Origin of the sequence: Erwinia endophytica, from assembly GCF_009295515.1 — a bacterium.
GTDB classification, from domain to species: domain Bacteria; phylum Pseudomonadota; class Gammaproteobacteria; order Enterobacterales; family Enterobacteriaceae; genus Erwinia; species Erwinia endophytica.
This window is the reverse complement of sequence record NZ_RQVV01000056.1, coordinates 29,324-42,204: the sequence shown is the minus strand read 5'-3', so window position 1 is coordinate 42,204 and position 12,881 is coordinate 29,324. Positions and strand designations below refer to the sequence as shown.

Annotated in this window: 10 protein-coding genes; 6 read left to right on the top strand and 4 right to left on the bottom strand. The window is 49.6% G+C overall.

Annotated features, from left to right (window positions below):
• The coding region (locus EH228_RS17420; RefSeq protein ID WP_193323376.1) for an IS3 family transposase at positions 1-855 on the top strand (855 nt) is incomplete at its 5' end.
• Positions 856-1,398: 543 nt separating this feature from the next.
• On the opposite strand, the gene cspE is transcribed toward EH228_RS17420, so the two are convergent.
• Positions 1,399-1,608 (bottom strand): transcription antiterminator/RNA stability regulator CspE, encoded by a 210-nt coding sequence (cspE, locus tag EH228_RS17415; RefSeq protein WP_004156612.1) that lies wholly within the window; start codon positions 1,606-1,608, stop codon positions 1,399-1,401.
• A gap of 1,368 nt (positions 1,609-2,976) precedes the next feature.
• Here cspE and EH228_RS17410 point away from each other — a divergent pair.
• The gene (locus EH228_RS17410) at positions 2,977-4,050 is read left to right on the top strand and encodes a malate/lactate/ureidoglycolate dehydrogenase (RefSeq protein WP_152322886.1); all 1,074 of its coding nucleotides are present in this window, start codon (positions 2,977-2,979) and stop codon (positions 4,048-4,050) included.
• 444 nt (positions 4,051-4,494) lie between these two features.
• On the opposite strand, the gene gntT is transcribed toward EH228_RS17410, so the two are convergent.
• The gene (gntT, locus tag EH228_RS17405) at positions 4,495-5,811 is read right to left on the bottom strand and encodes a gluconate transporter (RefSeq protein WP_152322885.1); all 1,317 of its coding nucleotides are present in this window, start codon (positions 5,809-5,811) and stop codon (positions 4,495-4,497) included.
• Positions 5,812-6,912: 1,101 nt separating this feature from the next.
• Between gntT and EH228_RS17400 the strand changes: the two genes are divergently transcribed.
• From EH228_RS17400 to EH228_RS17385, 4 genes are all read left to right on the top strand, one after another.
• The gene (locus EH228_RS17400) at positions 6,913-8,337 is read left to right on the top strand and encodes a cytochrome ubiquinol oxidase subunit I (protein ID WP_152322884.1); all 1,425 of its coding nucleotides are present in this window, start codon (positions 6,913-6,915) and stop codon (positions 8,335-8,337) included.
• 1 nt (position 8,338) lies between these two features.
• Positions 8,339-9,346: a cytochrome d ubiquinol oxidase subunit II gene (cydB, locus tag EH228_RS17395; protein ID WP_152322883.1), complete on the top strand. Its 1,008-nt coding sequence runs from the start codon at positions 8,339-8,341 to the stop codon at positions 9,344-9,346.
• 79 nt (positions 9,347-9,425) lie between these two features.
• Positions 9,426-9,584: a DUF2474 domain-containing protein gene (locus EH228_RS17390; RefSeq protein WP_420841471.1), complete on the top strand. Its 159-nt coding sequence runs from the start codon at positions 9,426-9,428 to the stop codon at positions 9,582-9,584.
• Positions 9,585-10,049: 465 nt separating this feature from the next.
• A complete protein-coding gene (locus EH228_RS17385; protein WP_152322881.1) occupies positions 10,050-11,390 on the top strand; it encodes a carbohydrate porin in 1,341 nt (446 codons plus the stop codon).
• 54 nt (positions 11,391-11,444) lie between these two features.
• On the opposite strand, the gene fetB is transcribed toward EH228_RS17385, so the two are convergent.
• Both fetB and fetA read right to left on the bottom strand, forming a co-directional pair.
• Positions 11,445-12,212 (bottom strand): iron efflux ABC transporter permease subunit FetB, encoded by a 768-nt coding sequence (gene fetB / locus EH228_RS17380; RefSeq protein ID WP_152322880.1) that lies wholly within the window; start codon positions 12,210-12,212, stop codon positions 11,445-11,447.
• The gene (gene fetA, locus EH228_RS17375; protein WP_152322879.1) at positions 12,199-12,867 is read right to left on the bottom strand and encodes an iron efflux ABC transporter ATP-binding subunit FetA; all 669 of its coding nucleotides are present in this window, start codon (positions 12,865-12,867) and stop codon (positions 12,199-12,201) included. The genes fetB and fetA overlap by 14 nt, the downstream gene beginning before the upstream one ends.
• Between the last annotated feature and the right edge of the window lie 14 nt (positions 12,868-12,881).

Sequence of the window (12,881 nt, the reverse complement as noted above, 5' to 3'; positions counted from 1 at the left end):
CTGGCGTCGGAGGAAGAGCAGCAGATACTGGCGGTGTGCCATCAGCCGGCATATGCCAGCCTGCCACCGTCGCAAATCGTGCCGCGACTGGCGGATGAGGGGAGATATCTGGCGAGCGAGTCCTCGTTTTACCGGGTGCTGCGGCGGCATGGCGAAGCGCATCGACGGGGGCGGCAGCGGACGGGAGAGAAAGCCCGGCCGGCCACCACCTGGAAAGCGACGGAGCCGAATCAGGTGTGGATGTGGGATATCACCTGGCTCGCCTCAGTGGTGAAAGGGCGCTGGTTTTATCTGTATCTTATCGAAGACCTGTACAGCCGAAAAATCACGGGTTATGAAGTGCATGAGAGCGAAAGCGGAGAACAGGCGGCCGCACTAATCCAACGCAGTGTGTTGCGGGAACGGTGTTATCGGCAGCCGCTGGTGCTGCATGCGGATAATGGCGCGGCGATGAAGTCACAGACATTGCAGGTGAAGCTTCAGGAACTGGCGATAACCCCGTCTCACAGCCGTCCGCGGGTAAGTAACGATAACGCACATGTGGAGTCGCTGTTCAGGACGCTGAAATATGTACCGGAGTGGCCGTCATCTGGGTTCGTAAGGCTGGAAGAAGCGCGGGAGTGGGTGGAGAGATTTACCCGGTGGTATAACGGGGAACACCGGCACAGCGGTATCCGTTATGTAACGCCGGTTCAGCGACACCGTGGTGAAGACAGGGAAATACTGAGGAGGCGCGATGAAGTATACCGGTCGGCCCGTTCGGTCCATCCGGAACGCTGGTCAGGAAGGACAAGAAACTGGCAGCCGGCAGGCTCTGTGACATTAAATCCGGAGCGGGAAAAACAGGCGGCCTGAATCAGCAAGGGGTGACAACAACCTTGACACTTACCGGTTCGGTCAACAGGACACTTAGAGCAACGCTGTCTTTTGGTTGCGCCATACGGATGTTCATATTGTTCCTCCGGTTTGATCCTGATTCACAGCCTGGCATGCGTATGTTTACCGATCACGGAGATGGATCGCCCCTACGGGCAGAGGATGATGACAGAAACGGGTTTATTGTTCTGCCAGTCAGTGTCTGAGAGACATCGTGTCGTGGCAAAACCCAATGATTAATGTTTCCTTAATAATATTTCGCCATACTCTTTAGCTGAACAATCCCTGGAAATGGCCAATATGACCTCAATACCAAAATCCCTGAATGAAGTGATTGCTACGGCGGTCAGCGTGCTCGCCATAGTGGTATGGCTTGAGCAATTCTTCTCCCGTTGATCCTTTATCCTCGTCACTGACTCAGTCGCTGGCGCGTTGATCGTGTTCAGTCAACCACATCACTGACCAGATTATGGACAAAAAAAACCCGCCATTTGGCGGATTTTTAGAATTCTGTCTGATAACTTAAATAGCGGCAACGTTAGCAGCAGATGGGCCTTTGGCACCGTTGGTGATTTCAAACTCTACACGCTGACCTTCAGCCAGAGTTTTGAAACCATTGCTCTGGATGGCAGAGAAGTGTACAAACACATCTTTGCTACCATCTTCAGGAGTAATGAAACCGAATCCTTTGGACTCATTAAACCACTTAACGCTACCTTTAATCTTAGACATCTATATTACCTTTACATGAAAAATGGACACTAAAACTGTGTCGTCAATTAGTACAGCAATTGCCGAGGCTTTTGTCCAGTGCCCAGCAACGAAAAAGTGATAAATATCGTCTTTTTGGCAGATATGTCACAATTTGGGATGATTTCCGCCGTTAAAACTGCCCACGAAACCAGACGAGGTTATCGCTCACAATGAGGTCAGTGACTGAAATATAAGTTATCTGGAACAGCTCCCTGCGCTAACTTATTGATAAAAAATAAAAAAAAATGGGAAGTACATGTCATTGCCATGATCACGCGCTGTGATCCCAGCAATAAAATCCAGATCAGGCTGAAATACCAGACATTCAACAACAGGCTGACAGGCTTCTCATCCATAGATGCATGTATCGTATTAAAGGTTGATCAAACAGTCATCAGCACCCTTAATATGAAAAAGTATCACGCAGGAAGTGAAAATGGCATTAACGCCCTAATTAAGGGCGATATTTAAAATTTCACAGTCCTTTACTGAAATGCATAAAAATGATCTAAGTCATAAAATTTACTCTTTTAGTCAATTTTTAGTCTAAAATTAAAATAAAACGACTAAAACAAACAGTATTTATCGTAAATAAGCCGAAACATACAGAGTTAATTTGGCTTAATCCTTTTGATTCATGTTGTTATGTGTGAATATCATGATATGAAAATGATAAATATTATTTATCGAACTACCGTTAAATTTTGCTAAGATTAATCTCAATTTAAGCCGATCAGAAAGAGGTGCCAGCATGTGGATACGTTGCTGGAGATGCGGACATACAAGGATCATTTTTACATCCCGGGGTGATCGTTTCGGTAACCACCATGGAGCTGTTTGCGCCTGCTGCAATAACCCAATCACATTGAAAGACTGTTTTTTTAGCACACGGGTATCGTCCGTCACAGGAGAGGATCGAACACAGCCAACCTCTAAGGCACCTGACGACCCGACCCAAAACGCTTTATGACGGCAGCCAATTGATACCACGAGAGATGCCAGTCAGGCCTTCAACACCACAATCTTATCCGCCCCAAAATTTAAACACGACAGTGTTCCGCTCAACATGTTATATCACCTTAAAAAGGTGACTGCGTCAGCAATATCTCGTTATGCCATCGCCCATTAACATAAGAGGGTGAACGCTGGCTTTAAAGTCTCGATTCACCATTCACTTGACTGTGCCGCCTCAGTGGCCCTCCTCCTGGGCTCGCCAACATCTGCCGCCAGGCGGCGGTACCCGCCGGGAAATCTTTCCGCTTTACGGCGAATTTTTCACCTCACTACAACGACAGTGAGAAATTTTTCGTTTAAAAGTAGTCCTTAAATATGAACCGGAGAAAAAATATGCAGCAGGGAGAAATAAGAATCGACAGCGATAAGCTTCACCCGTTGGTGCAAACACTGTGGCGGTCGGCAGGCAGTAGCGAAACGGAAGCCCGCCTGGTAGCTGACCATCTGGTACAGGCTAATCTGGCCGGACATGATTCGCACGGCGTCGGCATGATCCCCAGCTATATGAGCTCGCTGAAGCAGGGGTATCTGCGGCAGAACCAGCATGTACAAGTGGCGAAAGATGCCGGTGCGGTACTGACCGTGGAGGGTAATAAAGGCTTTGGTCAGGTTGCGGCTTTTGAAGCGATGTCACTGGGCATTGAACGGGCGCAACAGCTGGGTATGTGCGCGATTGCCTTGCGTAATACGCATCATATTGGCCGCATTGGTCACTGGGCCGAACAGTGCGCCCGCGCCGGGTTGATCTCCTTCCACTTTGTTAACGTGGTTGGCGACCCGATGGTGGCCCCTTTCCATGGCAGCGATCGTCGCTTCGGGACTAATCCTTTCTGCGCCATCTTCCCACGCAAAGATCAGCCTCCCCTGCTACTGGATTTCGCCACCAGCGGTATCGCTTTTGGTAAAACACGCGTCGCCTGGAATAAAGGTGTGGAAGTCGCGCCAGGCTATCTGATCGACAGTCAGGGAAAACCAACCTGCGCGCCTGCCGTAATGCATGAAACACCTTACGGCTCACTACTGGCGTTTGGACTGCATAAAGGTTATAGCCTGGCAGTGATGTGCGAGATCCTCGGCGGGGCACTGTCTGGTGGACAAACGACGCATCAGAGTTCATTGCAAAGCAGCGTAGACGCAATCTTCAACAGTATGACCACCATCATTCTTGATCCACAGGCCTTCGATGCCCCGCAAATGCAGCAAGAGGCAGAAGCCTTTATCGACTGGGTGAAATCCTCGCCGCAGGTTGATGAACAACCGATTCAGGTTCCCGGTGAATTCGAAGAAGCACAACGAACTGCGCGCCTGCGCGACGGCATACCGATTGATGCCAATACCTGGCAACAGATTCTGGCTGCCGCCTGTGAAGCCGGAATGTCTGAGAGTGAACTGGCGGAATTTATTTAACCGTGAAAACCCGGCATCCGGTCGGGTTTATTACTTATACTCCAATAAACGCCAGAAGAAGATTTATAAAAAATAATATTATTTATTGCACATTCTATTTTCCCTGACCAGCATATTTCGACAATCACCTCACTCTGCATAAAAATAAAAAATTAAATCCGAGACCGTTCACATAAAGAAAATTTCAACCATGCGTAGCATGGTGTCTGCATAAAATCAGCAACGGATTAAATTAAACAGAAAAAGGAAAAGACCATGTTAGTGATAACAACCTTTGACTTAAACAGACACCGCCCGTTGATCAGCCAGCATTACAGATGGCAATGAGGGATCCTGGGATTTCATTTACGGGTCATTTGATGACAGCCAGACGGTTGTGGGAAGAGCCTGCAGACAGCGGGAAGTTTCCCCATTCCGTCTCACAGGCCTGGTTTTAATTCAGAGTCAGAGCATCGCCTGTAGCGCCAGGCATCCGACCAGGCCGCACACGGCGATAATCGTTTCCAGCACCGACCAGGAGCGCAGGGTTTCACCGATGCTCAAGTTGAAATACTCCTTAAACAACCAGAAACCGGGATCGTTAACGTGAGAAAAAATCACACTTCCTGCCCCAACTGCAATCACCATCAGTTCAGGACTGACGCCAGTAGTGGCGATAATTGGCGCGACAATCCCACCGGCGGTAATCGCCGCGACAGTGGCCGATCCCAATGCGATGCGTAGCGCGGCAGCAATAGACCAGGCCATCAGGATCGGTGATACCGTGCTCCCTTCCATCATGCTGGCGATGTATTTTTCCACCCCACTGTCCACCAGTACTTGCTTAAATGCACCGCCACCGCCAATAATCAACAGCATCATCGCGATAATTTTAATCGACTCGGTCAGCGTGTTCATGACCTCATCCATGGTACGGCCACGGTTCAAACCAAAAGTGAACAGCGCGATCAACACAGCAATCAGTGTCGCTATAATTGGGTCACCGAAGAATTCGGCATACGGCAACAAGAGATGGCCTTTCGGCAAGACCATTTCCGCTATCGCCCGCAGCGCCATCAGAATAACCGGTACCAGTGAGGTCCAGACGCTGACGGCAAACCCCGGCATCTCCGCGTCGCTGAAGGTTTTCGGGTTATACAATCCTTCCGGGATTGGCTTATCAATGCTTTTCAAAAAGCGGGCATAAACCGGCCCGGCAAGGATGACTGTTGGGATTGCCAATACGGTACCAAACAGCAGTGTTTTACCCATGTCCGCATGGAACAAGGTCGCAATCGCCGTCGGGCCGGGATGGGGAGGCAGGAAACCGTGGGTAACCGACAATGCCGCCGCCATCGGCACACCGACAAACAGCAGCGGCACACGGGCTGCCGCCGCGATAGTCAGCACCAGCGGCAACATCAGCACAAAACCAACTTCATAGAACAGTGCAAAACCAACCGTAAATCCGGTCAGCACGACTGCCCACTGAATATATTTTTCGCCAAATTTACTGATGAGCGTCGTGGCAATACGCTGCGCGCCGCCACAGTCGGCCAGCAGTTTACCGAGCATCGCGCCAAACCCCATGATCAACGCCAGACTGCCAAGCGTCCCCCCCACGCCAGACTTAATAGAGTCAATAACTTTATTAACCGGCATCCCCTGCATCACACCAACCGTCAGTGCGACAAGGATCAGGGCAATAAAACCGTTCAGTTTAAAGCGGATCATCAGCAATAGTAACAATACGACGCCAATCGCGACGATAACTAATGGCATACATTTATCTCCGGTGAATGTGTCCTTCCGTCGTGAAGAGGACATTATTAGTATCTTCCACCTTGCTCAAAGCCTGGCGGATATCAGTATCAGGGTACGGATGATTGATTATTCATTGCATACCGGAAAGATGTTAACGGTAACATGAGAGGGCTGAAATGCCCTGGCGAGAAGGAATTTACATTTTGAGATTAAGATCAAACTTTTGACATAAAAGAGACACACTGATGTTTATCGACTATCAGAGATAACTCACTTTCCACTTATCACTCGTTTTTGACACCACGGCACGACAGCACACAACCAGTAAATCCACGCCCACTGCAAATCCAGTGCTTATTTATCGCATCATTGTTACAGCACCTTCTGTGATCTGCCTGATACGGATAGTGCTGTGATGCTATTTTGCACAGGCATAATTCAAGGTCACATACCTTGACTTCAAACAAAAAAACCAGCTTAAAACACTGACAAATGTAATAATATTATTCTAAATGAATCATAATATATTTTTCCTGTTTAACATTTACAGTAATTTGCACTGGTAATGATGATCATTCATCGCGCCACTCGCGACAGATAACAATCAATATTGCAATATTTAAAACCACATTCTCCATATGGTAACAACAAAATAACATTCCCTAAAAAAAGAGAATCTATCTGTCAATTAATTTCCAATTTGTGCGCTTATTGGCGCGATTAATACGTCAATAAGTTATAATCAGCATGAAATATATAAGTAATTGGGCTGTAAAATCCTCTCTGAATTACAACTAATCAACAGCAATAAATCCCTTACCTGCCGTAAAAAACGACAAACAAAAACACATAGTTCACATAACAACACCAAAGAAAACCAATAAATTAACATAATATACATATATTTTAACCAGCATATGAAACAATTAATCGCAAAGATTTGTGCTGTTATAGGCCAAAACACGATTACTGTTACTACTCCTTCACCTGAATTGGTCTCAGGATCAATCCTTCGATGAAATACCCGTATAACACGGACTGCATTGGCTGAAATGTAGCCCAATTGTTAATTGTCGGTAAATAAAAAGAAAGGCAGTTTATGTTAGATCGAGGTAAGCAATGTTTGGATTAGATGCGTTCCACCTGGCAAGGATACAGTTCGCGTTTACCGTCTCCTTCCATATTATCTTCCCGGCTATCACCATCGGGCTCGCCAGTTTCCTGGCGGTGCTGGAAGGTCTGTGGCTGAAGACCAGAAACGAGGATTATCGCGACCTCTACCATTTCTGGTCGAAAATATTTGCGGTTAACTTTGGCATGGGCGTGGTCTCCGGTCTGGTGATGGCCTATCAGTTCGGCACCAACTGGAGTGGTTTCTCTCAGTTCGCCGGAAGCGTAACCGGTCCAATGCTGACGTATGAAGTACTGACAGCATTCTTCCTTGAGGCTGGCTTCCTGGGCGTAATGCTGTTTGGCTGGAACCGCGTGGGCCCAGGCCTGCACTTCTTCGCCACCTGCATGGTCGCCCTGGGAACCATTATTTCCACATTCTGGATCCTCGCCTCTAACAGTTGGATGCAAACCCCGCAGGGCTACGCTATTCAGAACGGGATCGTGGTGCCGGTTGACTGGTTCAAGATTGTCTTTAACCCATCCTTCCCATTCCGATTGCTCCACATGTCGACCGCCGCCTTCCTGGCCAGCGCCTTCTTCGTAGGGGCTTCCGCTGCCTGGCATCTGCTGCGTAAAAACGACACGCCGGCCATCCGTAAAATGATGTCCATGGCGCTGTGGATGGCGTTAATCGTTTCCCCTATCCAGGCTTTCCTGGGCGATGCCCATGGTCTGAATACGCTGAAACACCAGCCAGCTAAAATCGCCGCGATTGAAGGCCACTGGGAGAACCCTCCGGGAGAGCCCACCCCACTTATCCTGTTCGGTATTCCAGATATGGAGCAGGAAAAAACCAAATACGCACTGGAAATCCCCTATCTGGGCAGTCTGATCCTGACACACAGCCTGCACGACCAGGTTCCAGCGCTCAAGTCATTCCCGAAAGAAGATCGTCCTGATTCAACAGTGATTTTCTGGTCATTCCGCGTGATGGCGGGTCTGGGCATGCTGATGGTTTTGTTGGGTGTGGTCAGCCTGTGGCTGCGTTGCCGTGACCGTATGTACACCTCACGTCCGTTCCTGTGGTTTACTCTGCTGATGGGCCCATCTGGCCTGATCGCTATCCTGGCCGGCTGGTTTACCACCGAAATTGGTCGTCAACCCTGGGTCGTTTATGGCCTGCTGCGAACCAAAGATGCGGTCTCCGCACATGGTGATTTGCATATGAGCCTGAGTCTGATTGCCTTTGTTCTGGTTTATATGTCTGTATTCGGCGTGGGTTATACCTACCTGTTCAACCTGATCAAAAAAGGCCCAGTATCAGGCGAGGGTAGCCATACCCCTGAAGGGGGGCCGGGTACGTCGCACACCCCTTCACGTCCCCTGTCTGCAGTGCAGGAAAAGTTAAACTCGCAGGAAGAGGGTAAATAACGTGGGTATTGATCTCTCAATTATCTGGTTCGCCATCATCGTCTTCTCGACCCTGATGTATATCGTAATGGACGGATTCGATCTGGGTATCGGCATCCTGTTCCCCTTTAACAAAGATGCCACCGAACGCGACATGATGGTCAATACTGTCGCGCCCGTGTGGGACGGTAACGAAACCTGGCTGGTGTTGGGCGGTGCTGCACTGTATGGTGCTTTTCCTCTGGCCTACGCTGTGATTATCGATGCGCTGTCCGCACCACTGACTATCATGTTGATTGGTCTGATTTTCCGTGGTGTGGCATTTGAGTTCCGCTTCAAAGCGACTGAAAAGCACCGTCCATTCTGGGACAAGGCGTTTATTGTCGGCTCATATATGGCGACCTTCAGTCAGGGGGTAGCGCTGGGGGCAATCATCAACGGTTTTGCCGTCACTCACCGTGCTTACAGTGGTCCGGAATTGGGCTGGCTGACCCCCTTCTCTTTGTTCTGTGGTCTGGGGCTGGTCGCGGCATACGCACTGCTGGGTAGCACCTGGCTTATCATGAAGACCGAGAATGAACTGCATCGCAAAATGACCGCGCTGACTAAACCGATGCTGCTGGTGCTACTGGTTATCATTGCAGTCGTCAGTATCTGGACTCCGCTGGAACATGCCAACATCATGCAGCGCTGGTTCTCTCTGCCTAACCTGTTCTGGTTCCTGCCCGTTCCGGTATTGGTACTGTTAGTTTCATGGAAATTACTGAGTTCGCTGAAGCGTCATGCACACTACTCACCCTTCCTGCTAACACTGGCGCTGGTGTTCCTTGGCTTCACCGGTCTGGGTATCAGCATCTGGCCTAACATTATCCCACCAGGCATTACCATCTGGCAGGCGGCATCTCCACCACAGAGCCAGGGCTTTATGCTGGTCGGTGGCCTGCTGATCATCCCGGTTATCCTGGTTTACACTTCATGGAGCTACTATGTGTTCCGCGGGAAAATCAAGCCGGACGAAGGCTATCACTGATTATTCACACTGATACCACACTGGCACCGTGCTGCTGACACGGCGGCAAGGTGCCTGAGACGGTATTCTGGAGAACATGATGATGGTTCAAAATCTCCCTCAGCAAGGAGCAAAATCGCCAACATGGAAACGTATTTTGTGGATGGTGGCTATTTATGCTGGCAGTGTAATGGCGCTGGGCGTCGTTGCGATGCTATTTCGCTTTATGATGACCGCCGCAGGCATGAAGTCACACTGATATCTTGCCGATTGCTGAGTAACACGCCTGGAGCCGATCATTATCGGCTCCTTTTCTTATTCAGGATTATCCCTTTATTTCGTTGAAAATTGTCGCTGGCGCTGTTTTCCTGGTGATGAAGATTTTAGGCCGTCGGATACCCTGAGCAGATTGCCCGCTTTTCCTGATGATTGTCCCGTCTGGCTTCATCCCCCTCCTCCGACCTTGTATCAAAATGTGATCCTGCCTGGATATTTAACTTTTTCTGGTAAAAACAGAAAGAATTCGCACTATTTACAATGTTCATATTTCTAAATGATGCTTTCATTTATCTTGTTCATGCTGTCAATTCTATACAATGTCAGTTGTTTTCTCCTTTTCGTACCTTGTGTGCGGGGGAATATGTTGACCGATTGACTGCTGTGATCTGGCCTGCCCGTTATCCAGTAGGACAGCGTTATTCCAATAACAAGAAGGTTTTCCATTATGAAAAGCAAGCTCCCAAAAACCACATTAAAAAGATCGGTGGCGTTCTGTGGTTTAGGTTTACTGCTGTTATCCGGCCAGGCGTTGGCAGATTTTGCCCCGCTGAGCCTGGACTCTCCCTACGCTTTTGGCGACTGGGGTGGCGTTCGTAGCCAACTGAAACAGGATGGGGTCGATTTCCAGGTGAACTACACCATGGAATCCGCCAGCAATTTCTCCGGTGGCTACAATCAGTCAACCTCGGCGCGTTATAGCGATCAATGGGCGTTCGGTACCACGCTGGATCTGGAAAAACTGTTGAACTGGAACGACACTCAGTTCCAGGCAACCATCACTGGCCGTAACGGTCAGGATTTAACTCAGTACATTAATGATCCGCGTTCAGGTGGTCTCTCTTCCGTACAGGAAGTCTGGGGCCGCGGACAAACCTGGCGTCTGACCCAATTCTGGCTGAACAAAGGCTTCTTTGACCATCTGCTGGAAGTCAAAGCGGGTCGGGTAACGGTCGGAGAAGATTTCGACTCCTTTCAGAGTAATTTCCAAAACCTGGCGTTTGGCAGCGGCCAACCCGGTAACTGGCGTGGTGACCGTTGGTTCAACTGGCCGGTTTCACAGTGGGGCGGTCGGATTAAATTAAACATCACCCCGGAAGTCTTCTTCCAGGTCGGATTCTATAATCAAACACCGTCTAACTATGACACGGGGAATGGTTTCCGTCTGGATGGCAGCCCGACACTGGGGAATATGGTTCCCGTGGAACTGGGTTGGCAGCCAGCCTTTGGCCCAGACAAGCTGCCGGGTAACTACCGTATCGGGATGTACTACTCCTCAGTTAACGGCGACAATTACAGCTCTTACAGCGACGGCCAATACAGTAAGAAGAACCACGCCTACGGCGGTTACTTGCTGTTACAACAACAGTTGACCGCAATGGGTGGCGACAATCAGCGTGGGCTGGGGGTCACGGTTCAGGCAGTAATGAACGATCAGAAAACCTCGAAAACCGACAATTACCAATCGGTCGCGCTGGTATGGAAAGGTCCGTTTGATGCTCGTCCGAAAGACGAAATCGGCCTTGGCGCAGCCCGTATTCATGTCAACAGTGATTACACCAAAATGCTGCGCCAGACTAACCGGGAAAACGGCGTCAATGATTATAACGACCCAACCTATCTGCCCATCCAGAGCGGTTCAGAGTATAACTACGAGCTTTACTACAATGCGCACCTCACCAACTGGCTGAATTTGCGTCCAAACTTGCAATATGTCGCGTCTCCTGGCGCGGTCAGCGAAGTTAAAAATGCGTTTATCGGCGGTATCAGCGCCAACATCAACTTCTGATAATGACCTTACACTGGCGGATCTGCGGATCCGCTTTTTTCTCACCGAAATGCCTCATTTAATCTCTTTTAACTGCGCCCGGGCATTATAAAAACGTCGGTAGGCCAGATAACCCGCGATAATAGTCGATAAACTGGCCGTGCCCAGCAACATAAACGTGACCATAATCTGATATTTGATCGCTTTGACCGGATCGATACCGGCAAAAATCAGGCCAGACATCATCCCCGGCAAACTGACCAACCCGACGGTTTTAGCCGCATCAACAGTGGGGATCATCGCAGAACGGATGCTGTCGCGGATGATCACAGCAGAGGCGACTTTAACCGAGGCCCCGAGGCTCAGCATCTCCAGGATCTTCTGGCGGTTATCACCGAAACGCTGATTGAGGTTGCTATAACACAATCCAACAGCCACCATGGCATTCCCCGCGATCATGCCCGAAATCGGAATGACTTGCATGGGTATAAACGCGATGGAGCCACTCAACACCAGGATAACCAGCGTCAACGTGGTACTCAGAGTGATGGCAACAAACGACAGAATAAATGCGTGGTCGATATTACGGCTGCGTTTACGGGCATTCAGCGCCGCATTGACACAGATAAACAGCACCATCAACACGGTCAAAGCGGCATTATTTAGCTCGAACACCGACTTCAGCACATAACCCACGATGATCAACTGAACGATAGCGCGCGACACGCTCCAGACGATGTCTTTTTCCAGCCCCAGCTTCTCTTTGCGACTGACTATCAGTGCAATCAGCACCAGCCCCAATGCCAGTCCCAGAGACTCGTTGGTAATATTATGCTGATTCATTCTTCGCCCTCCCGTCAGGCAATGGCAAGGTTATCACCCGCGGTGCCTGACTCATTTCCGCGCTATCGTGGCTTATCCACAGCACCGCCACGCCCTGCTCTTTTACCAGCCCGGCGATCAGTTGATGAATCAACTGCTTGTTTTCTGCATCCAGTGCGCTGGTGATTTCATCCAGCAGCAACACGTCCGGCAAAAATTGCAGGTTACGCAACAAGGCAACGCGCTGCTTTTCACCGCCGGAAAGCTGTTCTATTTTCTTGTCCAGCATCGTTTCCGGCAGATTGACCTGCTTCAGCCAGTGCTTCAGCACGGCGACATCAACCTTTTTCTGGCGAATTTTCCACGGTAGCGCCAGGTTGTCATAAACCGTGTCACCAAATAATGCGGGAGTCTGAACACACCAGGAAACCTGCTGCCGGTAGCTTTCAGGTTTAATGCTGCTCACCGGCTGACCTTTAAAAATAACCTCTCCGCCCGAGGGCTCCAGCAGCGAGGCGATAATTTTCAGTAACGTGCTCTTACCGCTGCCGGAGGGCCCGGTAAGTAAAATAAACTCACCGATATTCAGTGTCAGTGAAACCGGCGCCAACAGCAGTGTACCGTCCTGCGCAAAACAAATATCCTGCACGTCCAGCAGGCGCGAAGTGTGCGACATAAGATATTAACCAA